22 protein-coding genes are annotated in these 24,297 nt (G+C 69.6%); 8 read left to right on the forward strand and 14 right to left on the reverse strand.

Annotation, left to right across the window (positions count from 1 at the left end; genetic code table 11):
- Nucleotides 1-55: 55 nt before the first annotated feature.
- From PGB34_RS03330 to PGB34_RS03355, 6 genes are all read right to left on the reverse strand, one after another.
- On the reverse strand, nt 56-6,505 hold the full coding sequence (locus PGB34_RS03330; RefSeq protein ID WP_271426643.1) for an Hpt domain-containing protein: 6,450 nt from the start codon (nt 6,503-6,505) through the stop codon (nt 56-58).
- 21 nt (nt 6,506-6,526) lie between these two features.
- Nucleotides 6,527-8,884 carry a methyl-accepting chemotaxis protein gene (locus PGB34_RS03335; RefSeq protein WP_271426644.1) on the reverse strand — a complete coding sequence of 786 codons (2,358 nt, stop codon included), beginning with the start codon at nt 8,882-8,884 and terminating at the stop codon, nt 6,527-6,529.
- A gap of 54 nt (nt 8,885-8,938) precedes the next feature.
- The gene (locus PGB34_RS03340) at nt 8,939-9,472 is read right to left on the reverse strand and encodes a chemotaxis protein CheW (protein WP_271426645.1); all 534 of its coding nucleotides are present in this window, start codon (nt 9,470-9,472) and stop codon (nt 8,939-8,941) included.
- Between the two features lie 28 nt (nt 9,473-9,500).
- Entirely contained in the window at nt 9,501-9,866 is a 366-nt protein-coding gene (locus PGB34_RS03345) for a response regulator transcription factor (protein ID WP_271426646.1), read from the reverse strand.
- Nucleotides 9,867-9,883: 17 nt separating this feature from the next.
- A complete protein-coding gene (locus PGB34_RS03350; RefSeq protein ID WP_271426647.1) occupies nt 9,884-10,279 on the reverse strand; it encodes a response regulator in 396 nt (131 codons plus the stop codon).
- Between the two features lie 69 nt (nt 10,280-10,348).
- Nucleotides 10,349-10,519: a rubredoxin gene (locus PGB34_RS03355; protein WP_271426648.1), complete on the reverse strand. Its 171-nt coding sequence runs from the start codon at nt 10,517-10,519 to the stop codon at nt 10,349-10,351.
- 110 nt (nt 10,520-10,629) lie between these two features.
- Between PGB34_RS03355 and thiD the strand changes: the two genes are divergently transcribed.
- Together thiD and hemL are read left to right on the forward strand one after the other, a co-directional pair.
- Entirely contained in the window at nt 10,630-11,616 is a 987-nt protein-coding gene (gene thiD / locus PGB34_RS03360; RefSeq protein ID WP_271426649.1) for a bifunctional hydroxymethylpyrimidine kinase/phosphomethylpyrimidine kinase, read from the forward strand.
- 83 nt (nt 11,617-11,699) lie between these two features.
- Nucleotides 11,700-12,980 carry a glutamate-1-semialdehyde 2,1-aminomutase gene (gene hemL, locus PGB34_RS03365; protein WP_271426650.1) on the forward strand — a complete coding sequence of 427 codons (1,281 nt, stop codon included), beginning with the start codon at nt 11,700-11,702 and terminating at the stop codon, nt 12,978-12,980.
- Nucleotides 12,981-13,176: 196 nt separating this feature from the next.
- On the opposite strand, the gene purH is transcribed toward hemL, so the two are convergent.
- The 3 genes from purH to dusB all read right to left on the reverse strand — a co-directional run bounded on the left by purH (nt 13,177) and on the right by dusB (nt 16,227).
- Nucleotides 13,177-14,784, reverse strand: coding sequence for a bifunctional phosphoribosylaminoimidazolecarboxamide formyltransferase/IMP cyclohydrolase (purH, locus tag PGB34_RS03370; RefSeq protein WP_271426651.1), 1,608 nt, complete (start codon nt 14,782-14,784; stop codon nt 13,177-13,179).
- A gap of 78 nt (nt 14,785-14,862) precedes the next feature.
- Nucleotides 14,863-15,099, reverse strand: coding sequence for a helix-turn-helix domain-containing protein (locus PGB34_RS03375; protein ID WP_271426652.1), 237 nt, complete (start codon nt 15,097-15,099; stop codon nt 14,863-14,865).
- 60 nt (nt 15,100-15,159) lie between these two features.
- Nucleotides 15,160-16,227 (reverse strand): tRNA dihydrouridine synthase DusB, encoded by a 1,068-nt coding sequence (dusB, locus tag PGB34_RS03380; RefSeq protein ID WP_271426653.1) that lies wholly within the window; start codon nt 16,225-16,227, stop codon nt 15,160-15,162.
- Between the two features lie 217 nt (nt 16,228-16,444).
- Here dusB and PGB34_RS03385 point away from each other — a divergent pair, with 217 nt between their 5' ends.
- Both PGB34_RS03385 and PGB34_RS03390 read left to right on the forward strand, forming a co-directional pair.
- Complete coding sequence (locus tag PGB34_RS03385) at nt 16,445-16,915, forward strand: YqaA family protein (RefSeq protein ID WP_271426654.1); 471 nt, start codon at nt 16,445-16,447, stop codon at nt 16,913-16,915.
- A complete protein-coding gene (locus PGB34_RS03390) occupies nt 16,915-17,394 on the forward strand; it encodes a tRNA (cytidine(34)-2'-O)-methyltransferase (protein ID WP_271426655.1) in 480 nt (159 codons plus the stop codon). Before PGB34_RS03385 ends, PGB34_RS03390 begins: the two co-directional genes overlap by 1 nt.
- Here the strand turns inward: PGB34_RS03390 and PGB34_RS03395 are convergent.
- Both PGB34_RS03395 and PGB34_RS03400 read right to left on the reverse strand, forming a co-directional pair.
- Nucleotides 17,385-17,855: a MaoC family dehydratase gene (locus tag PGB34_RS03395; protein ID WP_271426656.1), complete on the reverse strand. Its 471-nt coding sequence runs from the start codon at nt 17,853-17,855 to the stop codon at nt 17,385-17,387. The two genes, PGB34_RS03390 and PGB34_RS03395, sit on opposite strands and share 10 nt — an antisense overlap.
- A gap of 48 nt (nt 17,856-17,903) precedes the next feature.
- Entirely contained in the window at nt 17,904-18,575 is a 672-nt protein-coding gene (locus PGB34_RS03400; RefSeq protein ID WP_271426657.1) for a ParA family protein, read from the reverse strand.
- Nucleotides 18,576-18,789: 214 nt separating this feature from the next.
- Here PGB34_RS03400 and PGB34_RS03405 point away from each other — a divergent pair, with 214 nt between their 5' ends.
- Nucleotides 18,790-19,215, forward strand: coding sequence for a VOC family protein (locus tag PGB34_RS03405; RefSeq protein ID WP_271426658.1), 426 nt, complete (start codon nt 18,790-18,792; stop codon nt 19,213-19,215).
- A 16-nt stretch (nt 19,216-19,231) separates the two neighbouring features.
- Here PGB34_RS03405 and PGB34_RS03410 read toward each other — a convergent pair whose 3' ends face one another.
- Nucleotides 19,232-19,987 carry an SDR family NAD(P)-dependent oxidoreductase gene (locus tag PGB34_RS03410; RefSeq protein WP_271426659.1) on the reverse strand — a complete coding sequence of 252 codons (756 nt, stop codon included), beginning with the start codon at nt 19,985-19,987 and terminating at the stop codon, nt 19,232-19,234.
- A 30-nt stretch (nt 19,988-20,017) separates the two neighbouring features.
- Nucleotides 20,018-20,782 (reverse strand): sulfite exporter TauE/SafE family protein, encoded by a 765-nt coding sequence (locus PGB34_RS03415; RefSeq protein WP_271426660.1) that lies wholly within the window; start codon nt 20,780-20,782, stop codon nt 20,018-20,020.
- Nucleotides 20,783-21,005: 223 nt separating this feature from the next.
- On the opposite strand from PGB34_RS03415, the gene PGB34_RS03420 reads away from it, so the two are divergent.
- Nucleotides 21,006-21,374 (forward strand): alpha/beta hydrolase, encoded by a 369-nt coding sequence (locus PGB34_RS03420; protein ID WP_271426661.1) that lies wholly within the window; start codon nt 21,006-21,008, stop codon nt 21,372-21,374.
- The gene (locus tag PGB34_RS03425) at nt 21,371-21,820 is read left to right on the forward strand and encodes a DoxX family protein (protein ID WP_271426662.1); all 450 of its coding nucleotides are present in this window, start codon (nt 21,371-21,373) and stop codon (nt 21,818-21,820) included. Before PGB34_RS03420 ends, PGB34_RS03425 begins: the two co-directional genes overlap by 4 nt.
- Here the strand turns inward: PGB34_RS03425 and PGB34_RS03430 are convergent.
- Nucleotides 21,813-22,544 carry a Crp/Fnr family transcriptional regulator gene (locus PGB34_RS03430; RefSeq protein WP_271426663.1) on the reverse strand — a complete coding sequence of 244 codons (732 nt, stop codon included), beginning with the start codon at nt 22,542-22,544 and terminating at the stop codon, nt 21,813-21,815. The two genes, PGB34_RS03425 and PGB34_RS03430, sit on opposite strands and share 8 nt — an antisense overlap.
- Before the next feature lie 27 nt (nt 22,545-22,571).
- Between PGB34_RS03430 and PGB34_RS03435 the strand changes: the two genes are divergently transcribed.
- Nucleotides 22,572-24,203, forward strand: a complete 1,632-nt coding sequence (locus PGB34_RS03435; RefSeq protein ID WP_271426664.1) for an adenylate/guanylate cyclase domain-containing protein — start codon at nt 22,572-22,574, stop codon at nt 24,201-24,203.
- Nucleotides 24,204-24,297: the final 94 nt, after the last annotated feature.

A 24,297-nucleotide genomic window follows, 5' to 3' on the forward strand; every position in this document is an offset into this window, starting at 1 on the left:
CCGCGCTTTCTTTCTCCAACAGGTGGGGCCGGAACGGTTGCGCCCTGTGCCCGCCTCAGACCGAGACCGGATCCGAAGAAGCCTGCTGCTGCGTGAAACGCCGCACCAGCGCCAGCAGATCGTCTTCGGAGTAGGGCTTGCCCAGGTAATGGTCCACGCCCAGCTCGCGCGCATGCTCGCGGTGCTTTTCGGCAATGCGCGAGGTGATCATGATGATCGGCAGACCGGCCAGCGCGGCATCCGCGCGGATGTTGCGGGCCAGGTCGAAACCGTCCATGCGCGGCATCTCGATGTCGGACAGCACCACGCTCGGTCGCTCCTGCTGCAGCCGCTCCAGCGCCTGCAGGCCGTCGGCCGCCAGCGCCACGCGATAGCCTTCGCGCTGCAGCAGGCGCTGCGTCACGCGGCGCACGGTGATGGAGTCGTCCACCACCAGCACCAGCGGGATCTGCGCCGCCGCCTGCAATGGCGCCGGCACGGGCGTGGCCGCCGAAGGCGACTCTTCCTGTGCCTGCGGAGCCACAGCAGCAGCAGCCGCCGACGACGACGCACTCTTGTGCAGCGACTGCAGGGCCCGTGCGCTCTCGCCATGCAACGCCGCCAGGGCCACGGGGTTGTAGATCAGCGCCACCGCACCCGAGGCCAGCACCGAAATGCCCGCCATGCCCGGCACGCGGGCCAGCTGCGGCCCCAGGTTCTTGACCACCACTTCCTGGTTGCCCAGCACTTCATCCACGTGCAGGGCCAGGCGCTGAGCCGCGCTTCGCACCACCACGATGGTGTTGGTGCGGCCGGCTGTACGCTCGCTGCGCGCGCTCGACTGCAGCAGCGCGCCGCTCCAGTAGAAGGGCACGTCTTCGCCACCGAAGGGGTAGTGCTGCGTCTCGTAGGCGCGTGCCAGTTCCTCGGCGTTGGCGCGCTGCACCAGTTCAACCAGATTGGACGGCACGCCCACGGTGTTCTCGCCCGCGCGCAGCATCACCACATGGGTCACGGCCGTGGTCAGCGGCAGCACCAGGCGGAATTCCGTGCCCTGTCCGTCAGCGCTGTGCGTTTCGATGCGCCCGCCCAGGGCCGCCACTTCGGCACGCACCACGTCCATGCCGATGCCGCGCCCGGCCAGTTCGGACACCTGCGACACGGTTGTGAAGCCAGGGAGGAAGATCAGTTCGGCCGCCTCGGCGGCGCTCAGTTCCGAAGCCTCGCTCAGGCCCAGGGCGCGGGCCCGCGCCAGGATGCGATCACGCTGCAGGCCGGCGCCGTCGTCGGCGAAGCGCACCGACACGTCGTTGCCCTCCTGACTCAGCGCGATGCGCACCAGGCCCACCGCGTCCTTGCCGGCGCGCTCGCGCGTCTCGGCATCCTCGATGCCGTGGGCCACGCAGTTGCGCAGCAGGTGCTCGAAGGCCGGCGTCATGCGCTCCAGCACGCCGCGGTCCATCTCGATGCTGCCACCCGTGATGTCCAGGCGCACCTGCTTGCCCGTGTCCTTGGAAGCCTGTCGCACCACGCGATAGAGCCGGTCGGCGAGGCTTTCGAACTCGACCATGCGCGTACGCAGCAGGCCGCGCTGCAGGTCGCGCGTCTGGCGCCCCTGCGCGGCCAGGCCGTCTTCGGCGGTCTGAACCGTCTTCTGCAGCGTGCGCTGCACGGTGGCCACGTCGTTGACCGACTCGGCCATCATGCGCGTGAGCTCCTGCACGCGCGTGAAGCGGTCGAACTCCAATGGATCGAAGCTCTGCGGCGTGTCCAGGGTCTGGGCCAGCCGCGACTGCATCTGGCTTTCCGCCTGCACTTCCACGTCGCGCAGCTGCTGGCGCAGGCGGTCCAGGTTGCCGGTCAGCTCCGACAGCGAAGCGCTGAGCTGCTGCAGGCCCGCCTCGAGCCGCGAACGTGTGATGATGACTTCACCGGACTGCGAGACCAGGCGGTCCAGCAGTTGCGTGCGCACGCGCACGGTCTGGGTGGAGGCAGCCCGCACCGCCCCCAGGCGCAGCGTCGCCGGCGGCAGCAGCGGCGCGGCAAGGCCCGCACCGTCACCCGGCTGCCGCGGCTGCGCGGTCTGCGGCGACTCTTCGCCCCAGGCCTGCGCCTGCTCAGGGCGATCAGCTTCTGCTTCCTGCTCGGCCCGGGCCGGCTCCGGAAGCTCTTCGAGGAAGGCTGTGGCGGGTTGCGCAGGGGCGGTTGCCACCGCCTCGGAGGCGCGTTGTGCCAGCTCGGCCTGGCCTGCCTCGTCGGCGCTGCGCAATGCATCGAAGGTCAGTTGCAGGCCGTCGAACGCAGCCGCCAACGCCTCGATGGCATCGCGCTCGCCGGCATCGACGGCGATGGCCTCGATGGCCGACTCCATGCGGTGCGCGCGTTCACCCAGACGCATGGCGCCCGCCAGGCGCGCACTGCCTTTGAGGGTGTGCAGGGTGCGCAGGGCGGCCGTGCGCGGCCCGCTGTCGGTGGGGCTGTGGGCCCATTGCTGCAGCGCGCGGTCCAGTTGCGGCAGAAGCTCGGCCGCTTCTTCCTCGAAGATCGGGAAGAGCTCGGGATCGACCACGTCCTCGATGTCGATGGCGTCTTCGTCCTCGAGGCCCAGGCCGGATGTGGAGCGCGCCGTGGGCGCAAAGGTGGCCGCGCTTTCCTGCGGCTCGAAGCCGTCGGCCTGCGGCGGCTGGGCCGGTGGCAGCGGCGCGATCAACAACTGGCGCAGCGACTGCAGCACCACGGGATCCGGCTCCTTGAGGAAGCCGGCCGCGAACTGGTGCAAGAGGCGCCGCACTTCATGCGCCGCGGCCACCAGCGCGGCACCCTTGGCCGCGGTGCCGTCGCCATGGCCCCGCAGGTGCTGCAGCACGGCTTCGAACAGCCGCGCCATGCCCGACAGGCCCTGGAAGCCCACCGTGGCCGAACTGCCGGCCAGCGAATGGGCCAGCGCCACGGTGCTGTCGGAGACGGTTTCATGGGGCTGCAGTGCCCATTCGCCGACGTCATTGGCCAACTGGCGCGACCATTCGTCCGCCTCGTTGAGGTACACGTTGTACAGCGCGATGCCGATGCGCAGCGGGCCGATGACCTTGACGGCGTCTTCGCTGAAGCCGGCGGCCGGCTGAGGCGCATCCAGCGGCGCTGGCGGCACCAGGGTCAGCACCGGGCGGCTGTCGTTCGGCGAATCGGATTCGGCCAGCACCTCGTCATCGACACCGGACGCGTCGGGCACATCGGCGCTCTCAGGCAGGTCGCCAGCCTCGTCCGAGGCGGGCGTCTGCTCGAGCGCTGAATCCTGCGCACCGGTCGACGCAGGTGTCGATTCCTGCGCGGAAGAAACCGGGGCCGGGTCAAGGTCCAGATCCAGGCCCTGCAGCACGGCGCTGTCGGCCAGGAACACGGGCTCGGTGGCGGCCTGGGGCTGCGCCATTTCTTCGTCTTCGGGCAGCGCAGGCGCGGTCAGCTCGATACGGGTGCTGTCCAGCGCGGCGATGGCTTCGGACGGCTTTGCGGCTTCGCCGCCCGGCTCCAGGGGCGGCAACTCGCCCGGCAGGTCCAGGTCCGGCAGGCCGGCTGGGGTGGCCTGGGATACCTCGTCGACGCGCGTGGGCCGCGGCTGGCCCTCTTCGGTCCAGTCCGATGGCAGCGTGAAGGCCAGCGGCTCTTCTGCGGGAGCAGGCTTGGAAGTGCTTTCACCCGTGCCCGTGCCCGGCGCCTCGCGGCGCAATGCGTCCTCGAAATCGATCTCGCCCAGCTCCAGCGCTTCGGTGGCGGGCGGGCGCTGCGGCGACTCCTCGTACAGCGGATGCACGATGTCGGTGATGGCGAAGTCATCGCCATGCAGGTCCAGGGCCTCGGCGTCGGCGCGGCGCTCTTCGTCGCCGCGCTCTGCGCGCTCGGCCAGCGCTGCCAGTTCGGCGAGGCCGGGGCGCTCGGTCGGCGCAGCATCTGCGGGCAGATCCAGATCCAGGTCGGGCAGATCAGGCAGGTCTGGCAGCGCCCGCACCGACACCGGGGAGGCAGCTGGCTCATCCGGCAGCGGCGAAGCCGGCGCCGGCTCCTCGGCGGGCGGAAGGTCGGCCGCGATCTGGCGCGCGGCCACGGCCAGCGCGGCGGCATCATCCAGATGGCGTGCCGTCTGCACGGGCGGTGCGGCCTCGCCGCGGCCCAGGGCCTCTGCGGCGGCCCGCAGCGGCGCAGGCTCCCAGCCGTGGGCTTCGCGGCGCGCGATGGCATCGGCCCACTGGCTGAACTGGTCCAGCGCCTGGGTGGCGCCGCTGAGCAGCTCGGAGGTGACGGGGCGCTGGTCGGCCAGCCAGGTGTTGAGCACCTGCTCATAGGCCCAGGCCGCGTCGCCGTAGTCCATGAGACCCACCATGCGCGAGCTGCCCTTGAGCGTGTGGAAGGCCCGGCGCAGCACGGTGAGCTCGGCGGTGTCGGTGGGGTCGCGCTCCAGCGCAATCACGGCCGCACGGCCCTGCTGCAGCACCTCGCCCGCTTCTTCCAGGAAGATGGCCTGCAGGTCGTCTTCCTCGAGTTCGGTGACCTCCGTGTCGGCCAGGGCCGCGGCGTCGCCGATCCGGGCGCTGCTGCTGCCGGCGCCCCGGGCTGGTGCTGGGGCAGCGGCGCGCGGGGCCTTGGCGGGCGTGGCCAGCGCAGCCAGCTTGGCCGCGATCTGCTTGTCCACGTCTTCGACGCTGAGCACGCTGTCGGTCTGCGGCACCGAGATGCCGCCGGCCACGCCGGCATCGGCGCCAATGCCATGCACCGGCGTGTCTTCGAGCTGGCGGCCCATCAGGGGCTTGAGCTCGCCACGCGCCTCGTCGAACACGAACAGCCGCCGCGCCAGACCCGGCTGGTAGCCGAGCATGTCGATCAGGAAGCCCAGCGCGCCCAGGTTGTTGCCCAGCAGGTCGTGGTCTGCGGGCTCGACGGCCCCGCGTTGTGCCATCAGGCTTTCGACCTCGTCGCGCATGTGCTGCACGGTCTGCGCGGCCTGCTCCAGGCCCAGGACCGAGAACACGCCACGCATCTGCTGCAGTTGGCCGGGTACGACGCGAAGCGAGGCTTTCTCGTTCGGCCGACGGAAGAACTGGTCCAGCGACTTCTCGAGCTCCAGCAGGTGCGCACGCAGTTCGTCGACGATGGACCCCATGGTCTGGCGGTCGCTCACGCGGCGGTAGAGCTCCTCCATCCAGGGCTCCAGCGGCTGCGACTGGCCGCCGCGGCGCGCGCTCTCGATGCGTGCCGCCAGTTGCGCGGTGCGCGCCGTGAGCTGCTGGTCCTGCGGGTCCAGATCTTCAAAGGCCGCCTCCAGGTACAGCACCGAGGTGGCGACTTCCATGGCCAGTTCGGTCGAGGGCGGCTGGCCCGAGCGCAGCGATGCCTCCACGGCGTCCTGCAGCGCCTGCACCATGGGCGCGGTGACGGGATGCAGCTTGTGCAGCGAATCGCCCAGTTGCCCGAAGCTGTCGGACACCTGCCGGATGCGCTGCGTGTCGCCGCCGGCCAGCGCGGTCCACATCTCCTTGGCGGTCTCGATGCGCTTGCGCGCCTGCGCCAGCACAGCAGGGTCGAAACGGCCGAACTGCACGGCGCCATAGTTCACTGCACCGTGGTTCTGCACGCCCCAGGCCACGCGCACGGCGCGCAGCATGGGCGCGTTCTCGCGCGAACCGGGCGCGGCCTGCGCGCAGAAGAACAGCAGGTCCTGCCCAAGGCGCTCGGAGACATTGAGTTCACCGCGGGCCAGGACGGTGTACTGCAGCAGCACGCGCGAGGCGCTCAGCTTGACATAGCTGTCAGCTGGCACCAGCCCCAGGGCCAGCGCTTCAAAGAAGCCCGAGGCCAGCATCCAGAAGCTGGCCACCTTGGGTTGTGCGGCGCCCAGGCCCAGTGCGACGCACAGCGCGCTGAGTTCGCGCGCCGCGCTTTCGTCGCCTTCCTTGACCACCTTGAGGATCGCGCGGTCGAACACTGCCCGCACGGCCGGGCCGTAGGCCAATGGGCGATGACTGGTGGGACGCTGCACCTCGGCCCACACCCAGGGGTAGTTCCACAGGTCGGCTGGATGCACGCGTTCGCCGCGCACCAGTTCCAGCACATCGCGGTACTGCGGAAACAGAGCCACCGTCGAGACACGCTTGCCGGCCAGCACCGCACCGATGAAGTCCGTCAGCGCGAAGCCCGCATGCTCGATGCGGCTCACGCTGTCGTCGGTGCAGCGCGGCGGCTCGTCCACGAAGCGGCCCACGGCCTGCTCCATCACACCCAGCAGCCGCGCCGGCGCACCATGCCCCACCATCCGCAGCACGCCGGTGGCCTGGTGCAGCTGCTGGCGCGCCATGCGCAGGAGCCCGCCCGATTCCTCGAGCGGCAAGCCCGTCTCGCGGGCCACTCGCCGCAGCGACTTGACCGCCAGTTCCGTGGACTTCTGGATTTCTGCACTCACCCAGGCCAGGGGCCCCAGGTCTTCGGAGGCCGGCGCATTGCCGGCGACAGGCGCGTGGGCGGGCGAGGAAGTGGGCACGGTAGAAAGCTCGTGAGGAAATCAGGCGATCTTGAAACGCGACACCGACTGGCGCAGCTCTTCGGCCATGTGCGACAACTCGCGCACCTGGCGTGCCGTGGTGCGGGTGCCTTCACCGGTCTGTTCCGTCACGGCAAAGATCTGCTGGATGTTGGCGGCCACCACGTTGGCCGATTCGGCTTCGCGGGAGGCCGATTGCGAGATCTGCTCGATCAGTTCCGCCAGGCGACGCGACACGCTGTCGATCTCGGTCAGGGCCGTACCGGCGTTGTCGGAGAGCTTGGCCCCCTGCACCACACCCTGCGTCGAGCGCTCCATGGCGCCGACCGCGTCCTGCGTGTCGGTTTGAATCGCTTTCACCAGCGCCGCGATCTGACGTGTGGCGTCTGCCGAGCGTTCGGCCAGGCGCTGCACTTCCTCGGCCACCACCGAGAAGCCGCGGCCCGCATCGCCGGCCGACGCGGCCTGGATGGCGGCATTCAGCGCCAGCACGTTGGTCTGTTCGGTAATGTCCGAGATCAGCTCGGTGATTTCACCGATCTCCTGCGAGGATTCGCCCAGGCGCTTGATGCGCTTGGAGGTGTCCTGGATCTGGTCGCGGATGGCATTCATGCCGGCGATGGCGTTCTGTACGGCGTCCAGGCCGGAGGATGCAGCCTGCAGCGACTGGCGCGCCACGGCGGCCGACTCCTGCGCCTGGGCCGACACGCCGTTGATGCGCTCGGCCATCGTCAGCACGGACTGGCCCGTTTCACGGATTTCACGCAGCTGCTCGGTGGAGGCCGCCAGCAGTTCGGTCGAGGTGTTTTCCACCTGCGAAGTCGTCTGGGCCACGCGCGCTGCCGTGTTCTGCACGTTGCCCACCAGGATGCGCAGTTCTTCCACCGTGTAGTTCACCGAGTCGGCAATGGCGCCGGTGATGTCCTCCGTCACGGTGGCTTCGTGCGTCAGATCGCCTTCGGCCACCGTCTGCAGCTCGTTCATCAGCCGCAGAATGGCGGCCTGGTTGGCCGCGTTGACGCGCGTGGCCTCCTCGCTCTGGCGCTCGGCTTCGAGGCGCTCCTGCTCGGCGGCCGCGGCCCGCAGACGACCCTCACGCACCTGCGCATAACCGATGGCAGCCGCCAGGCCGAGAGAGGCCATGGCCAGCAGCACCAGCAGGGCCAGCATGGTGCCGCTCAGGCCCGTGCGCTGCGACAGCTTCTGCTGCAGCTCGCCCAGCGCCAGACGCAGCGGCTCGCTGTCGGACAGGATGGTGGCCTGCGCTTCGCGCGCGGCCACCAGGCCCTGCAGGTTGCCCAGAATGCCGCCGGCTTCCGCGCGGGTCTGTTCGTAGCTCTTGAGCAGCAGTTCCAGCTGCTCGCGGGTCTGCGGGTCGCGCGCGCCCGGCAGGCGCAACTGGGGGCTGCCATCCAGCAGGCCGCGCGCCAGTTCCTGGAAGCTGTTCAGGTCCTTGCCCAGCAGGAACACGGCGTCGGGGCTCACGCCCTCCACCGTGAGGAACTCGTTGGCGGACTTGCCGATGCGCTGCGTCAGCATCACGAGCTGGCCGGAAGCCGCGATCTCGGGCAGCGATGCGCCCTGCTGCATCTTCAGCGACGACACGGTTTCGCTCATTTCCAGCAGCTCGGAAGACTGCCGGTTGATGTTGCGCAGCGCGCTGCCCACGCGGGTCAGCATGGGCTTCTGGTCCAGCACCACCTTGGCACTGGCCGATGCGCGTTCAACCAGCGGCTGGATCTTGGCCATCTCGGCAGCGAAGTCATCGCCCACCGCGTGCAGCTGCAACCCTTCGTCGCCGCCGCCCAGGCCGGTGACGCGGCGCTGCAGGTCATTCGCGCTGTCCTTCACTTCGTCGAAGGCGGCCTCGCTGCCCACCAGGGCCTGCGACACCGACTTGGCCAGGCGCTGCGACTGCATCAGGGACTGACCGCTGGATGCCACCTGCTGGGCCACGCGGTCCGCGCTCAGGATGGCGGCGCCGGCCACCAGCAGCAGCGCAAGCACCGAGCCCGCCAGCCCCAGGACCATGAAGCGCTGTCGTCGTGCCGAAGCGCTGCCGGTGCTGTCCTCGGTCACGGCCGCCGCCGCGACCTCCGGCTCGGCCTCGGGCTCGGGCTCGGGCAACACGGCCGTGGCGGGCGCCGCGGCGGGTTCGTCGAACACGTGGCTGGGCGCGAAGTCCACCGGCGCGTCGTAGACGCTGGGCGGATCCGAGGCAGCCTTGTCGCCACGCGGCATGTAGACCGTGCGCTCCTGGGGCGGCTGCACCGTGTCGGCCTGATCGATGCCGAAGGTCGACACCGACACGGGGGGCGTCTGGGCGCTCTCAGCCTTGGCGGGCAGGAGTTTCTTGAATTTGTCAGCAATCGAATTCACGGTCTGTCCTTCTTGCTATGTGGCGCGGGCGGGAGAGCGCGAAACTGGGGGCGCTCAGGCGCCAATACTCAGGAACTCGGGGCGGCTGGCCAGCACCTGCAGGTTCAACTCCTGCCAGTTCTCGCCCTCTGCCGTGGTGTAGGTGGCGCCCATCCAGGGCGGCGCCGATTCATCGGGGGCCTGCGAGCTGGCGAAGGCTTCGAGGCCGCGCAGGCCCACGAGCCGGTCCACCACCAGCGCGCAATTGACTTCCAGCACCTCGTTGAAGGCCACCAGGCGCGTCTGCTCGCGTGCGGCCTCGCTGACGGCCTGCGTGCGGGCCGCCGGGTCGCCCATGAAGGCGGACAGCTGCGCCACGCCCCAAAGACCGCCGCGCAAATTGGCAACGCCCAGGTACCAGGGCTGGGTGTAGGGCACCGGCGTGGGCGCCGTCCAGGGAAAGATCTCGCCGGCCTGCCCCAGCGGAAAGAGATAGCGGCCGGCGCCGGCCTCCACTGCCAGCCAGGCAGCCACGTTGGTGGTGTGCGCGGATTGCAGGCGCCCGGCCAGTCGGGCCTGGAATTCTCGGAGGGCTTCGCGGGTGGCCATGGCGACGACGGGTGCTGGGCGAGGACCTTCAGCCGAGCGCGCGGATCTTCGCCAGCAGCTCGGCTTCCTGCACGGGCTTGACGATGTAGTCGCGCGCGCCCTGGCGCATGCCCCAGACGCGATCCGTTTCCTGGTCCTTGCTGGTGCACAGGATCACCGGCACCTGCGCAAACAGCGGGTTGCGCGCCAGCGCCCGCGTGAACTGGAAACCGTTCTGGCCCGGCATGACCACGTCCATGAGGATCAGGTCAGGCTTGCTGGCCTCCAGGCGCCGCATGGCGTCATCGGCGTTCTCGGCGGTCTGCACGGCAAAGCCATTCTTCGCCAGCAACTCGGAGAGGAACATCAGCTCGGTCTTCGAATCGTCAACGACAAGAATCTTCTGGATGGGCATGGTTGTTTTTTCCTGGATCAAGCCGCTGCGCTGACGGCACCGAATTGCTGCACGGCCTGCAGCAACTGTTCTTTGGTGAAAGGTTTGGTGAGATAGTCTTCCGAGCCCACCATGCGGCCGCGTGCCTTGTCGAACACGCCGTCCTTGGACGACAGCATGACCACGGGCACATGGGCGAAGTGCGCATTGCGCTTGATGATGGCGCAGGTCTGGTAGCCGTCCAGCCGGGGCATCAGGATGTCGCAGAAAATCAGCTGCGGCTTGTGATCGTTGACCTTGGACAGTGCGTCGTAGCCGTCTTCTGCCAGCAGCACTTCATGGCCACCTTGCTTGAGAAAGATCTCTGCACTGCGTCGAATCGTGTTGCTGTCGTCGATGACCAGCACCTTGAAACCGGAATTGTTCGTGCTCATCGGCATCCTCCTCTTCGCTCCGAACTCAGAATCAGGCCAAGCGTCCACGGCCGGCCTGCGTCCGTGGCTTCAAATCTCGACCATCTCGAAATCTTCCTTGCGCGCGCCACATTCGGGACAGGTCCAATTCATCGGAACCTGCTCCCAGGGAGTGCCAGGGGCAATACCATCCTCGGGAACGCCCTGAGCTTCGTCGTAGATCCACCCGCAGATCAGGCACATCCAAGTTTTGGTATCCATCGCAGCTTACGAGCCTTGTACGTAGAATGCAATTATTGTATCCAGACGTCTTTTCAAATATTGCGCAAGACGTCTCCAATCCGCCACCTTCTGACGTCCCAAGCCCGTCGATGAATACGTGCTTACTACCGTCGAAGGGCTCACCGGAAGACGATGGTAACGGTCAACCCGAGGCCGCCGATGCCGGCGCCGACGAGGCCGAAAGTGCCCAGCCGGCCTGCGTGCTGGTCTTCAATGCCAGCGATCCCAGCGGCGCTGGCGGCCTGAGCGGTGACGCCCTGACCATCGGGTCGGTGGGCGCTCACATGCTGGGCGTGGTGACGGGCGCCTATGCGCGCGACACGGCTCAGATCTTCGACCACTTCGCCTTCGACGACGAGCAGGTGGCCGAGCAGGCGCGCGCGATCCTCGAAGACGTGGCGGTGCAGATCATCAAGGTCGGCTTCGTGGGCACGCCCGACAACCTGGGCCGCGTGGCGGAGGTCGCCTCGGACTATGCCGACGTGCCGCTGGTGGCCTACATGCCGCACCTGGCCTGGTGGGAAGACGACGCCATCGAGAGCTACCTCGACGCCTTCCGCGACCTGCTGCTGCCGCAGACCACGGTGCTGGTGGGCAATCACAGCACCCTGTGGCGCTGGCTGCTGCCCGACTGGGAGGGTGCCCGCCCGCCCTCGGCCCGCGACATCGCGCGTGCCGCCGGCGAGCATGGCGTGGCCTACACGCTGGTCACGGGCATCGTGCGACCCGACCCTTATCTTGAGAACGTGCTGGCCTCGCCCAGCGCCGTGCTGGTGACCGAGAAATACGAGCGCCTGGAGGCCGTGTTCACGGGCGCCGGCGAAACCCTGTCGGCCGCGCTGGCGGCACTGCTGGCCACCGGCACCGAACTGGTGGCCGCGACCAGCGAAGCGCTGGCCTACATGGACCGCTGCCTCGACGAAGGCTTCAGACCCGGCATGGGCCATGTGCTGCCCGACCGCCTGTTCTGGGCCCAGCCCGACCCCGAGGAAGGCGACGGGGAAGACGAGGGCGCCCCACCCAGCGACGACCCCGCAACCGACTTCGGCCTGCCTCCCCACGACACCCGACATTGAATGAAGCAGCCCCCCAGGCCGCTTCGCTGCGCTTGCCGTCCCGGACCTTCTGCGGGGCGCCCGCAGCGCCATCGACCACTGACATGACCATCAATACCCAGCTCTTCGACCGTGCCCGTGCCGTCATTCCAGGCGGCGTCAATTCACCCGTGCGTGCCTTCAAGGCCGTGGGCGGCACCCCCCGCTTCATCAGCCGGGCCCAGGGCGCCTACATGTGGGACGCCGAGGGCGCGCGCTACATCGACTACATCGGCTCCTGGGGCCCCATGATCCTGGGCCACGGCCACCCGGCCGTGATCGAGGCCGTGCAGCGCGCCGTGACCGAGGGCCTGTCCTTCGGCGCACCGACCGAGCGCGAGATCGAGCTGGCCGAGGCGATCCTGGCGCTGATGCCTTCGATGGAGATGGTGCGCCTGGTCAGCTCGGGCACCGAAGCGGGCATGAGCGCCATCCGGCTGGCGCGCGGCGCCACGGGCCGCAAGCGCATCATCAAGTTCGAGGGCTGCTACCACGGCCATGCCGACGCGCTGCTGGTCAAGGCCGGCTCCGGGCTGGCCACCTTCGGCCAGAGCACCTCGGCCGGCGTGCCCGAGGAAGTGGTGCAGCACACGCTGGTGCTGGAATTCAACAACGTCGCGCAACTCGACGAGGCCTTCGCGCTGCACGGCGCCGACATCGCGGGCCTGATCATCGAGGCCATTGCCGGCAACATGAACTTCGTGCGCGCCACGCCCGAGTTCGCGCGGCGCTGCCGCGAGCTGTGCACGCAGCATGGCGCGCTGCTGATCGTCGATGAGGTGATGACGGGCTTTCGCGTCGGCCTGGGCGGCGCGCAGGGCGTGCTGGGCATCAGGCCCGACATCACGGTGCTGGGCAAGGTGATCGGCGGCGGCATGCCGCTGGCGGCCTTCGGCGGCTCGCGCGCGATCATGGAACAGATGGCGCCCACCGGCCCGGTCTACCAGGCCGGCACGCTGTCGGGCAACCCGGTGGCCACGGCCTGCGGCCTGGCCACGCTCAAGGAGATCGCCAAGCCCGGCTTCTACGAAGCGCTGGGTGCCAAGACGCAGGCGCTGGTGCAGGGTCTGCAGGCCGCGGCCGACGAGGCCGGCGTGCCCTTCTGCACCGAGCACGAGGGCGGCATGTTCGGCTTCTTCCTGCTGCCCGAGCTGCCGCGCAACTACGCGTCCGTGATGAAGAGCGAGAGCGCGAAGTTCAACGCCCTCTTCCACGGCCTGCTGGACCGCGGCGTCTACATCGCGCCCGCGCTGTACGAGGCCGGCTTCGTGAGCGCGGCCCATACCGACGAGGACATCGCGGCCACGGTGGCGGCGGCGCGCGAGGTGTTCGCCAAGCTGCGCTGAAGCCCGGCGCCCTGCGTGCGGGCAGCCGCCGGCGCCGAATCGGTCGATGCGTAATTGCGCATGATGAAGACCGAGGTCATGAGCAGGCCCACGACCAGCAGCGCCACGCACAAGGCCAGCGCCACGCCCACCCAGCGGGGGCGCGGCGTGTCGGCGTCGTCTTCGAAAGCCCCGGCCGGCTCGTCGTGCCCGGCTTTCAATGGCGGAAGTGGCGCACGCCCGTGAACACCATCGCCACGCCGCGCTCGTCGGCGGCGTCAATGACTTCCTGGTCGCGCATCGAGCCGCCGGGCTGGATCACGCAGGTGGCGCCGTGGTCGATCACCACGTCCAGGCCATCACGGAAGGGGAAGAAGGCGTCGCTGGCCACGGCCGTGCCGGCCAGCGAGAGCTTGGCGTGCTCGGCCTTGATGCTGGCGATGCGCGCCGAATCGAGGCGGCTCATCTGCCCTGCGCCCACGCCCATGGTCATGCCGTGCTTGCAGAACACGATGGCGTTGCTCTTGACGTACTTGGCCACCTTCCAGGCGAACAGCAGGTCCTGCAGCTCTTCCTGCGTGGGCTGCTTCTTCGTCACGACCTTGAGCTCGGCCAGTTGCAGCTCGTGGTTGTCGGCGGTCTGGATCAACAGGCCCGAGCCCACGCGCTTGACGTCCATCGCGTTGCGGCCGTTGGCCCAGTCGGTGTCGCCGCCCGGGGGCAGGTCGATCTGCAGCACGCGCACGTTCTGCTTGGCCTTGGTGGCCTGGAACACGGCCAGCGCCTCGGGCGTGTAGCCCGGCGCCATCAGCACTTCGACGAACTGCTTGTTCACGGCTTCGGCAGCAGCCAGATCGACCACGCGGTTGAAGGCGATGATGCCGCCGAAGGCCGAGGTCGGGTCGGTCTGGAAGGCCTTGCTGTAGGCCTCCAGTGCGTCCTTGCCCACGGCCACGCCGCAGGGGTTGGCGTGCTTGACGATCACGCAGGCAGGTAGCCCGAAGCTCTTGACGCATTCCCAGGCAGCGTCGGCGTCGGCGATGTTGTTGTAGCTCAGCTCCTTGCCCTGCAGCTGCTTCGCGCTGACCAGCGAACCCGGCGCCGGGTACAGGTCGCGGTAGAAGGCGGCCTGCTGGTGCGGGTTCTCGCCGTAGCGCAGGTCCTGCAGTTTCACGAAGCGCCCGTTGCTCTGCGCCGGGAACAGCGAGCGCACGGGCGCGCTCTGGCCCGCGCTGGCGTCGAAGTCCACGGCCGAGAGGAAGTCGCTGATCGCGCCGTCGTAGTCGGCGATGCGGTTGAAGGCAGCGACCGAGAAAGCGAACTTGGTCTTGGCGCTGATGCTGCCATGGGCCTTCAGCTCTGCCAGCGCCACGGCGTACTGCGAGGCGTCGGTCAGCACCGCCACGTCCTTCCAGTTCTTGGCCGCGCTGCGCACCATGGCCGGGCCGCCGATGTCGATGTTCTCGATGGCGTCTTCCAGCGTGCAGCCGGCCTTGGCCACGGTGGCTTCGAAGGGGTAGAGGTTCACCACCAGCAGGTCGATGGTGGCGATGCCGTGCTGCTCGATGGCCGCCACGTGGGCCGGCAGGTCGCGGCGCGCCAGCAGGCCGCCGTGGATCTTGGGGTGCAGCGTCTTGACGCGGCCGTCCAGCATCTCGGGAAAGCCGGTGTGGTCGGCCACCTCGGTCACCGGCAGGCCGGCATCGGCCAGCAGCTTGGCGGTGCCGCCGGTGGACAGCAGCTTCACGCCCAGCCCATGCAGCGCCTGCGCGAATTCGAGGATGCCGGTCTTGTCGGAAACGGAGAGAAGGGCCGTGAGCGCCATGGTGTTTTGCAAAGAAAAGAGAGGAAGGGAAATGAGGGATGAGGCGCGCGGGGCGGGCCGTCTTCTTGCGGGCCTGGCCTATTTGATGAGCCGGTGCTCGACCAGTTTTTTTCGCAGGGTGTTGCGGTTCATGCCCAGCCATTGCGCCGCGCGCGACTGGTTGTTCTCGGCGCGGGCCATCACCACTTCGAGCAACGGTTTCTCCATCACGCGCACCATCATGTCGTACATGCCGTCGGGCTCGGTGCCGCGCAGGTCCTTGAAATAGCCCTCCAGGCTGCCGCGTACGCAGTCCTCGATCAGTTTCTTGCTCATGGTCGATCTGTTGTTCTGGGTATGTGTGTTGTTCGGTGGAGGCTTTTTTCTTCTTGTGGCTCAAGCCATGGCGCAATGCGCGCCGGCTTCCTCCTGCGCGTCGGCATCGTCATCCACCGGCTGTTCGCTGGCAACGGGCATCAGGCTCATCTGCGCCGCCAGCGCGGCGAAGTAGCGGTCCACCGCCTGCCACTGTTCCTCGGCGTCCTCGATGCGGTTCATGGCGCTGCGAAAGGCCTCGCCGCCGGGCAGGCTGCGCACATACCAGCCGATGTGCTTGCGCGCGCTTCGCACGCCGGTGAGTTCGCCATACAGCGCGTAGTGCTCGCGCAGATGGCCCAGCAGCGCCTGGCGCACCTCGCTCACGCGCGGCGGCGCGAGCAGCTCGCCGGTGGCCAGGAAATGGCCGATCTCGCGGAAGATCCACGGCCGGCCCTGAGCCGCGCGGCCGATCATCACGGCGTCTGCGCCGGTGGCGGCCAGCACCTCGCGTGCCTTGTGCGGGCTGGTCACGTCGCCATTGGCCACCACGGGCACGCGCACGGCCGCCTTCACGGCGGCGATGGTGTCGTATTCGGCCTGGCCCTTGTAGCCCTGCTCGCGCGTGCGCCCGTGCACGGTGAGCATCTGGATGCCCGCGCGCTCGAAGTCGCGCGCCAGCTTCACGGCATTGCGGTGCTCGGTGCTCCAGCCGGTGCGCATCTTCAAGGTCACGGGTACGCCATGCGGGGCCGCCGCAGCCACCACGGCCTGCGCGATCTCCAGCGCCAGCGGCTCGTCGCGCATCAGCGCCGAGCCGGCCCACTTGTTGCAGACCTTCTTGGCCGGGCAGCCCATGTTGATGTCGATGATCTGCGCGCCGCGGTCAATGTTGTATTGCGCGGCTTCGGCCATCATGGCCGCGTCGGTGCCGGCGATCTGCACCGCGATCGGGCCGGGCTCGCCCTCATGGTTGGCGCGGCGCGAGGTCTTGAGCGAATGCCAGAGGTCCTTGCGCGAAGTGACCATCTCGCTCACCGCATAGCCCGCGCCCCAGGCACGGCACAGCATGCGGAAGGGCCGGTCCGTCACCCCTGCCATGGGCGCGACGAACAGCCGGTTCTCCAGCGCAATGGGGCCGATCTGCATGATGGGGGGAGGAAGGCAAAAACGAGCAGCCGCAGGCTGCTGAAAAATGAGGCAGCGATTGTAGCCAGCCGGGATTTCAGCGACTGAAACGCGCCGCGCTCACTGGTATCGAGCTGAAAGCGCCCGACGGCACGCGCGCGATGCCCCGGCCTGCATGTGCGCGGCCTGTGCGACGACAGGGCGTGCACATGCGCCTTCCTATACTCGGCGGCCACCCATGCAAGCCTGGTTCGATTCCCTTCTGGCGCTGCTCGCTCTGCCCGAGTACGGCCTGTCCACCCTTTTCTTCGTGGCCTTCGTCTCGGCCACGCTGCTGCCGCTGGGCTCCGAGCCCGCGCTGTTCGGCCTGCTCAAGCTCAACCCCGAACTGTTCTGGCCCGCCGTCGCGGTGGCCACTGCGGGCAACACGCTGGGCGGTGCCGTGAGCTGGTGGATGGGCTACGGCGCACACAAGGTGGCCGACAAGTACAGCAAGTCCTCGCACCACCTGCGCGCATTGGCCTGGCTGGAGAAGCTGGGCCCCCGGGCCTGCCTGCTGAGCTGGCTGCCCGTGGTGGGCGACCCGCTGTGCGCCGTGGCCGGCTGGCTGCGCATGCCCTTCTGGCCCTGCGTGCTGTACATGGCCATCGGCAAGTTCGCGCGCTATTTCTGCATGACAGTCGCGCTGCTCTACATCTGGCCCCATTGATGTTCAACATCGTCCTCGTCGAACCCGAGATCCCGCCCAACACCGGCAACGTGATCCGGCTGGCCGCCAACACGGGCTGCGCGCTGCACCTGATCGAGCCGCTGGGCTTTTCGATGGACGACCGGCTGCTGCGCCGCGCCGGGCTGGACTACCACGAGTACGCGCCGGTGCAGCGCCATGCCGACTGGGCGGCCTTCCTCGCGCGCTGCGAGCCGGATCGCACCCGCCTGTTCGGCCTGAGCACGCGCGGCACGGGCAGCGTGCACGGCACGGCCTTCAGGCCCGGCGACTGGCTGGTCTTCGGCTGCGAAACGCGCGGCCTGGCACCCGAGCTGCGCGCGCAGTTCGCGCCCGAACAACTGCTTCGCCTGCCCATGCGCGAGGGCCAGCGCAGCCTGAACCTGTCGAACGCCGTTGCCGTGACCGTGTTCGAGGCCTGGCGGCAGAACGGCTTCGCGTCGGCGCAGGCTCAGGCGTAGGCGCGCGAAACCGACTCGGCCACGCAGGCCGGCTTGCTGGCGCCTTCCAGCTCCACCGTCACTTCCCAGGTCTGCTGGCGGCCGCCGCCGTCGATGGCTTCGCTGGACAGCAGCTTGATGTGCGCGCGCAGCCGGCTGCCCACCGGCACGGGCGACATGAAGCGCACGCGGTTGAGGCCGTAGTTCACGCCCATGCGCACGTTCTCGATCTTGATCGCGCTTTCGAAGAAGGTGGGCAGCAGCGACAGCGTGAGAAAACCGTGCGCGATGGGCGCGCCGAAAGGCCCGGCCTTGGCGCGCTCCACGTCGATGTGGATCCACTGGTGATCACCGGTCGCCTCGGCGAACTGGTTGACCTGCGGCTGGGTGATCTGCACCCAGTCGCTGGTGGCCACGCTCTGACCGACGCAGGCGGCCAGGTCCTCAAGGGTCTGGAAGGTTCGGATGCTCATGCGCGGCATTCTGCGGGCGCACCGGCGCCGCCCTTGTTGCTGCCGCGACAGCCGCTCTCAGGGATTACCTGAAGGGGGTTGGGGCTGCTGCGGCAATACGCGGCCGCCGTCCAGCCACTGGGTCAGCGCGTCCCACTGCGCCAGATCGCGCTGCACGCGCCACGGTGCCACATCGAAGACCGTGAGGCCGCGCGCGGCCAGTTGCACATAGTTCTGCGTGTCGCGCAGCTCGGCCACCACGGGCACGTCGAGCTGCGACACGAACTCGCGCAACTGCTCGGCAGCCAGGGTGCGCGTGCCCACGCGCATGCCCACCAGCGCCACGCGCTTGCCGGCCTTGCCGCCTTCGGTGCGTTCGCGCAGCTTCTGCACGAAGTCGCTGGTGGCGTAGATGTCGAACAGGCTGGGCTGCAGCGGCACCAGCACGACGTCGGCCAGCGCCAGCACCTGCCTGAGGCGCTTGCCGTGCAGGCCCGCCGGCGAATCGAGCACCGCATGCGTGGTGCCCCTGGGCGGGCGCAGCAGGCCCTCCTCGCTCTCCGCCTCCCAGCCCTGGATCGGCGCGAGCTGCGGCGGGCGCAGCCCCAGCCACAGGCGCGAGGACTGCTGGCGGTCCACGTCGCCCAGCATCACGGAATGCCCCCGCGTGGCGAAGTAGCCGGCGACGTTGGTGGCCAGCGTGGACTTGCCCACGCCGCCCTTGGGATTGGCGATCAGAACAACAGGCATGGAGGCGGATTCCTGCAAGACGGAGCCACCATCCTAAATGCAGCCGATGACCCGGTTGCGCGCAGCCGGGCCTGTCTGAAACAGGCGCGGTGGACGCGGCTGCGCCGCTGTGCCAGTCTTCGCCCTGCGCCGGGCACGGCCCCGGGGCCGCGAGCGCGGCTTTCGCGCTTGCCCTGCCGTTCCACCTTCGTGCCCTCTTCCCCAAGGAGCCCCCATGTCCCCCATCAATGCCTACCTGACCTTCGACGGCAACGCAGCACAGGCCATGCGCTTTTACGAGCAGGTGCTGCGCGGCAAGCTGGAAATGATGATGACCATGGGCGAGATGCCCGACGGCGAAGGCCAGAAGATGCCGCCCGAGGCGCAGCAGCGCATCATGCATGCGGCGCTGAGCCTGGGCGGCGGCATGCTGATGGCTTCCGATTCCATGCCGGGCCAGCCCTACGAAGGCATGAAGGGCTTCGGCGTGGCCCTGAGCCTGCCCAGCGTGGACGAAGCCAGGCGCGTGTTCGACGCCTTTGCCGAAGGCGGCAACGTGCAGATGCTGCTGGAGCCCACCTTCTGGGCCGAGATCTTCGGCATGGTGGTGGACCGCTTCGGCACGCCCTGGCTGATCAACGGCCCCGGCAAGAGCTTCTGACCCGCACAGACCCTGGTCAGGGCTGGCGCACGTCCGCCACGGGCTGCGCGCCGAAGTCCGGCCTGTCCAGCCAGGCCAGCACCTTGGCGGCGGCCGTCTCGGGGCTGTCCAGCAGCCCGTCCTGCTTGAGCTTCTCGAAACGGCCGCGGTCGGGGAAGAGTTGCGCATCGGCGCCGCGCAAGGCGATCTGCATGTCGGTGTCGATCACGCCGGGCGCCAGCGAGACGATGCGCGCGCCGTCCTGCGCCGACTCCTCCAGCGCCACCGCGCGCGAGAAATGGTCCATGCCCGCCTTCGAGGCGCAGTAGGGCGCCTGGCTGCCCATGGCATTGCGGCCCAGGCCCGAGGAGATGTTGAGCACGCGGCGCGGCGCGGCCCAGCCGCGCGTGGCGCGCAGGAAGGCCGAACTCAGCAGCAGCGGCGCCTCCAGGCCCACGCGCAGCGCCTGCGAGAGCTCGGCCAGATCGGCCTGCGCCAGCGGCGCCGGGCGGCCCACGGTGCCGGCGTTGTTGATCAGCGTGGCGCTCTGGAAGGCTTGCGCATGCAGGGAGCCCAGCCAGTCGTTCACGCGCTGCGCTGCGCCCAGCGGCTCCGCCAGGTCGACCTGCCACTGCAGCAGCAGGCTGCCCGCATCGGCCGCCACTTCCTCCAGCCCAGCGTCCACGCCGCGCGAGAGGGTCAGCAGCGTCACCTCGCCACGCTGCAGCAGTTGGCGGGCGATGGCGCGGCCCATGCCGCGCGAGGCGCCCGTGAGGATGAAAAGATCGGACATCGAAGGCTCCTTGAAAGACGAGGAAGGGGATCAGGCCAGAAAGCCGTCCCACACCAGCTTGAGGCCGGTCAGCAGCATGCCTGTGTACAGCACGCGATAAAACCACAGCGCGCTGATGCGCCGCGCCACGCGCACGCCCACCCACACGCCCAGCGGCGCCAGCGGCATCAGCAGCAGCGAGGTGGCCAGGTTGCGCCAGTCCAGCAGGCCCAGCCAGGCATAGGGGATCCACTTGCTCAGGTTCACCGCGAAGAACAGGTAGGCCACCGTGGCCGTGAACACGATGGGCGACAGGCGCAAAGGCACCAGATAGGCATTCAGGGGCGGCCCGCCCGCATGCGAGATGAAGCTCGTGAAGCCGGCCGTCACGGTGAGCAGCGCCCCGCTCACGCGAGAAGGCGGCGGGCTGTCCGCGCGCGGCGGGAACAGCAGCCGCTGCGCCAAAAAGAGCAGCGTGAACACGCCCACGACGCCGGCCACCGTGGAGGGCGAGAGCGCGCGGAACAGCAGCGCGCCCACCACCGTGCCCAGCAGCGCCCAGGGCAGCAGGAAGCGCAGCAGCTTCCAGTCCACGTCGCGCCGGAAGGCCGCGATGCCCAGCAGGTCCATGACCAGCAGCAGCGGCATCATGATGGCCGCCGCCTGCGGCACCGTGCAGGCCAGCGCCATCAGCGGCACGGCCAGTGAGCCGAAGCCGGCGCCGAAGCCGCTCTTGCTGACCCCCATGAGGAACACGGCGGGCGCCGCCACGGCGTAGAAGAAGGGGTCTGTGATGAGGGGAAGGCCGAAGAGCAAGGCAGGCACTCGGGCGCCGCAGCGCGAGGAAAGAAAAGGCACGGCAGGCGCCGGAGACCGGCCGCATTGTGGCCGCACGCGCGCGACCTTGCCGAAGCTGTGCGTAAACGCACTTCCAGGCCCGCGCGCGCTGGCCACACTGCAGGGCATCGGCAGGCGCCGCCACAGCACATCGCCACCGGACGCCGCCGTTCATCCACCCCCTGCAACCAAGGAGTTCCTCATGCGCTTCGTCAACAAGACCCTCGCCGCCGCAACCCTGTCCCTGCTGGCCGCCGCCGTCCATGCCGAGCCCTACCAGGGCGTGCTCGACTTCCAGGGCCAGCTCAGCCGCGCCGAAGTGCAGGCCCAGGCCGTGGCCCAGGCCCACGCCCCCAACCAGAACATCAACGCTTCGTCGATCGCGCTGGGCCCGCTGCCCCAGTCGCGCGACCGCGCCAGCGTGCGCGCCGAAGCCGTGGCCGCGGCCCACGACCCGCGCCAGAACCTGAACCGCAGCGCCTTTGCCGACAGTCAGGTGCCCGCCACCTACCTGGCCAGCCCCGCCCCCGCAGCCCTGGCCGGCACGCCCGCCGCGCAGAGCGCCCAATGAACGGCGCGGCTTCTTCTTCCGCTTCCGCCCTGCCGCCGGCACGCCGCAACCACGACGACGCCGGCAAGCTTCTGCTGCGCCTGAGCCTGGGCCTGCTGATGCTGCTGCACGGCCTGTTCAAGATCGGCACCGGCCCCGGCTTCGTGGTCGGCCTGCTCGAAGGCCTGGGCCTGCCGGGCGTGCTGGCCTATGGCGTGTACGTCGGCGAGATCGTCGCACCGGTGCTGCTGATCATCGGCCTGTGGACCCGCCCCGCAGCCCTGGTGGTGGCCATCAACATGGTGGTGGCGATCGTGCTGGTGCACACCGGCCATTTCTTCGCGCTGACCAAGCAGGGCGGCTGGGCCCTGGAACTGCAGGGCCTGTTCCTCTTCGGCGCGCTGGCCGTGGCCCTGCTGGGCGCGGGCCGCTACAGCGTGGGCGGCAGCCAGGGCCGGTTCAACTGAGCGGCGCAGGCGCAGGTGCGGCCTCGCCGCGCACCTGGGCCACCATCCGGGTCAGCTGCGCAACGTCGGTCAGCACCAGCGCGCCGCCTTGCTTTTGCAGCAGGCCGGCGCGCACCAGCGCATTGAGCTCGCGCGTGACCTGCTCGCGGTTGGTGCTCACGCGTGCCGCCAGCTCCAGATGGCGCGGCGCGGGGGCCAGGCGGGCCTGGTTGTCCGCCACCCCGGCCAGCCGCGCCAGCCGCAGCAGCTCGGCATGCAGGCGGTTCTGAACGCCCTGCGTGCTCAGCTCGATCACGCGTTCGGACAGCTCGCGCACCAGCGTGGCCAGCCGCTGCATCACGCGCAGCGCCAGCTCGGGCTCCTCGCGCAGCAGGGCCAGGAAGTCGGAGCGCTCCAGCACGGCCACCACGCTGTCTTCCAGGGTCAGCACGTCGGCCGAACGCGGCTGGCCGTCCAGCGCCGCGATGTCGCCCAGCACCTCGCCCGCGCCCAGGTCGCGGAAGGTCACCTGTCGCCCGTTGGCGGCGTAGGTGGTCACGCGCACCAGGCCCGAGACCAGCAGGAACACTTCGCCGCGGTCCTGTGCGCGCAGCAGCAGCGGCCGCTCGGCCGGCACATGCTGCCAGCGGCAGCGCTGGGCCAGCGCCTGCAGGCGCGGCTCGCCCAAGCCGGCCAGCAGGTCGATGCGGCGCAGCGCGAGGCTGGAGCGAAGGGAGCTGTCCATGAGGGGCAGGCATTATGCTGCGCGCCCATGCCCGCCCTGCCCCGCTTCCGCCCCGTGTCCGCCAGGGATCTGCGCTGGACCAGCGGCCTGGTGCTGATGGGCTATGTGTGCAGCCATCTGCTCAACCATGCGCTGGGCCTGGTGTCGCTGCAGGCGGCCGAATCGGTGCTGGCGGTGGCGCGCGCCCTCTGGCACAGCGCGCCGGGCACCACGCTGCTCTACGGCGCGGCGCTCACGCACGTCGGCCTGGCGCTGGCCGCGCTGTGGGGCCGCCACAGCCTTCGCATGCCGCTCATCGATGCGCTGCGCATCGCGCTGGGTCTGTCGCTGCCGCTGCTGCTGGCCAGCCACCTGAGCGCCATGCGCTGGGGCCACCAGATGTACGGCCTGCCCGGCAGCTACCTGCGCGTGGTGGGCGGCCTGTGGGGCAGCGAAGGCGCGCTGCTGCAGGTGGCGATGCTGCTGGCCGCCTGGCTGCACGGCTGCCTGGGGCTGCACCTGGGCCTGCGCGTGCGCGCGGGCTATGCGCGCGCCTTCCCCGTGTTGCTGGCCGTGGGCGTGCTGCTGCCGGCGCTGGCCATCGCGGGCTTTGCTGCGATGGGCCGCGAGATCGCCTGGAGCGGCGCCGCGGCCGGCCCCCATGACCAGGGCGCCGCGCTGGACCTGGCGGCCGAGCGCCTGCGCCTGGCCTATGGCTTGCTGCTGGCCCTGCTGGCCGCCGGCTGGGCGCTGCGCGCCGCCTGGAGCCTCCGGCGCCGTGCCGGTTCCGTGCAGCTGGATTACCCCCAGGGCCCGGTGCAGGTGCCGCGCGGCTGGTCGGTGCTGGAGGCCAGCCTGGCCCATGGCGTGCCCCACCTGTCGCTGTGCGGCGGCCGGGCGCGCTGCTCCACCTGCCGCGTGCGCGTGCGCGGACCCGCCGCGCACCTGCCCGCCCCGCAGGCCGACGAAGCCCGCACCCTCGCGCGCGTGCGTGCCCCGCAGGGCGTACGCCTGGCCTGCCAGCTTCGGCCCACGGGCGACATTGAGGTGGTGCCGCTGATGACGCCCGCCGGCACCAGCGCGCTGCAGCGCCTGGGTCAGGAGCGCGACGTGGCCGTGCTCTTCGTGGACCTGCGGCGCTGGTCAGGCCTGTCGGAGCAGCAATGGCCCTTCGACCTGGTCTACGTGCTGGACCGCTACTTCGCGCGCGTGGGCGCCGCCGTGCGCGAGGCCGGCGGCGAGCCCAACCAGTTCATCGGCGACAGCGTGATGGCCATCTTCGGCCTCGAAAGCGAGCTGGACGTGGCCTGCGCCCAGGCCCTGGACGCGGCGCGGCGCATCGACCGCGCCCTGAGCATCTGGAGCCGCGGCTTCGAGGTCGAGTTCGGCCAGCGCCTGGACTACGGCATGGGCCTGCACGCGGGCCGCGCCGCCGTGGGCGAAGTGGGGTACCTGGAAACCACCAGCTTCACCGCCGTGGGCGAAGTGGTCAACACCGCCAGCCGCCTGCAGGACCACAGCAAGCAGGCGCAGGCGCGGCTGGTGCTCTCGCGCTTCGCGGCCGAGCAGGCCGGCCTGCGCGTCCAGGCGCAGCAACTGGAAACCGTGGCCGTGCGCGGGCGCACCGAGGTGCTGGAGGTGCTGGCGCTGGATGCGGGGCAGTTGCAAAGGACGGGGTGAGCGCGCCCGGCGTTGCACCAGAGCCCCGCAACGATGCGCGATTCCATCTTCGGCCTTGATTGCAGGGCTGCGAGACGCGATTCGCCAATCCGCT

It is taken from the genome of Xenophilus arseniciresistens, from assembly GCF_028023875.1.
Lineage (GTDB): Bacteria > Pseudomonadota > Gammaproteobacteria > Burkholderiales > Burkholderiaceae_C > Xenophilus > Xenophilus arseniciresistens.

What these genes read in the sequence shown, in the direction of transcription:
- PGB34_RS03340 (WP_271426645.1), bottom strand. Translation starts at nt 9,472, where the DNA reads ATGGCCACCCGCGAAGCCCTCCGAGAATTCCAGGCCCGACTGGCCGGG.
- PGB34_RS03345 (WP_271426646.1), bottom strand. Translation starts at nt 9,866, where the DNA reads ATGCCCATCCAGAAGATTCTTGTCGTTGACGATTCGAAGACCGAGCTG.
- PGB34_RS03350 (WP_271426647.1), bottom strand. Translation starts at nt 10,279, where the DNA reads ATGAGCACGAACAATTCCGGTTTCAAGGTGCTGGTCATCGACGACAGC.
- PGB34_RS03355 (WP_271426648.1), bottom strand. Translation starts at nt 10,519, where the DNA reads ATGGATACCAAAACTTGGATGTGCCTGATCTGCGGGTGGATCTACGAC.
- thiD (WP_271426649.1), top strand. Translation starts at nt 10,630, where the DNA reads ATGAATACGTGCTTACTACCGTCGAAGGGCTCACCGGAAGACGATGGT.
- hemL (WP_271426650.1), top strand. Translation starts at nt 11,700, where the DNA reads ATGACCATCAATACCCAGCTCTTCGACCGTGCCCGTGCCGTCATTCCA.
- purH (WP_271426651.1), bottom strand. Translation starts at nt 14,784, where the DNA reads ATGGCGCTCACGGCCCTTCTCTCCGTTTCCGACAAGACCGGCATCCTC.
- PGB34_RS03375 (WP_271426652.1), bottom strand. Translation starts at nt 15,099, where the DNA reads ATGAGCAAGAAACTGATCGAGGACTGCGTACGCGGCAGCCTGGAGGGC.
- dusB (WP_271426653.1), bottom strand. Translation starts at nt 16,227, where the DNA reads ATGCAGATCGGCCCCATTGCGCTGGAGAACCGGCTGTTCGTCGCGCCC.
- PGB34_RS03385 (WP_271426654.1), top strand. Translation starts at nt 16,445, where the DNA reads ATGCAAGCCTGGTTCGATTCCCTTCTGGCGCTGCTCGCTCTGCCCGAG.
- PGB34_RS03390 (WP_271426655.1), top strand. Translation starts at nt 16,915, where the DNA reads ATGTTCAACATCGTCCTCGTCGAACCCGAGATCCCGCCCAACACCGGC.
- PGB34_RS03395 (WP_271426656.1), bottom strand. Translation starts at nt 17,855, where the DNA reads ATGCCGCGCATGAGCATCCGAACCTTCCAGACCCTTGAGGACCTGGCC.
- PGB34_RS03400 (WP_271426657.1), bottom strand. Translation starts at nt 18,575, where the DNA reads ATGCCTGTTGTTCTGATCGCCAATCCCAAGGGCGGCGTGGGCAAGTCC.
- PGB34_RS03405 (WP_271426658.1), top strand. Translation starts at nt 18,790, where the DNA reads ATGTCCCCCATCAATGCCTACCTGACCTTCGACGGCAACGCAGCACAG.
- PGB34_RS03410 (WP_271426659.1), bottom strand. Translation starts at nt 19,987, where the DNA reads ATGTCCGATCTTTTCATCCTCACGGGCGCCTCGCGCGGCATGGGCCGC.
- PGB34_RS03420 (WP_271426661.1), top strand. Translation starts at nt 21,006, where the DNA reads ATGCGCTTCGTCAACAAGACCCTCGCCGCCGCAACCCTGTCCCTGCTG.
- PGB34_RS03425 (WP_271426662.1), top strand. Translation starts at nt 21,371, where the DNA reads ATGAACGGCGCGGCTTCTTCTTCCGCTTCCGCCCTGCCGCCGGCACGC.
- PGB34_RS03430 (WP_271426663.1), bottom strand. Translation starts at nt 22,544, where the DNA reads ATGGACAGCTCCCTTCGCTCCAGCCTCGCGCTGCGCCGCATCGACCTG.
- PGB34_RS03435 (WP_271426664.1), top strand. Translation starts at nt 22,572, where the DNA reads ATGCCCGCCCTGCCCCGCTTCCGCCCCGTGTCCGCCAGGGATCTGCGC.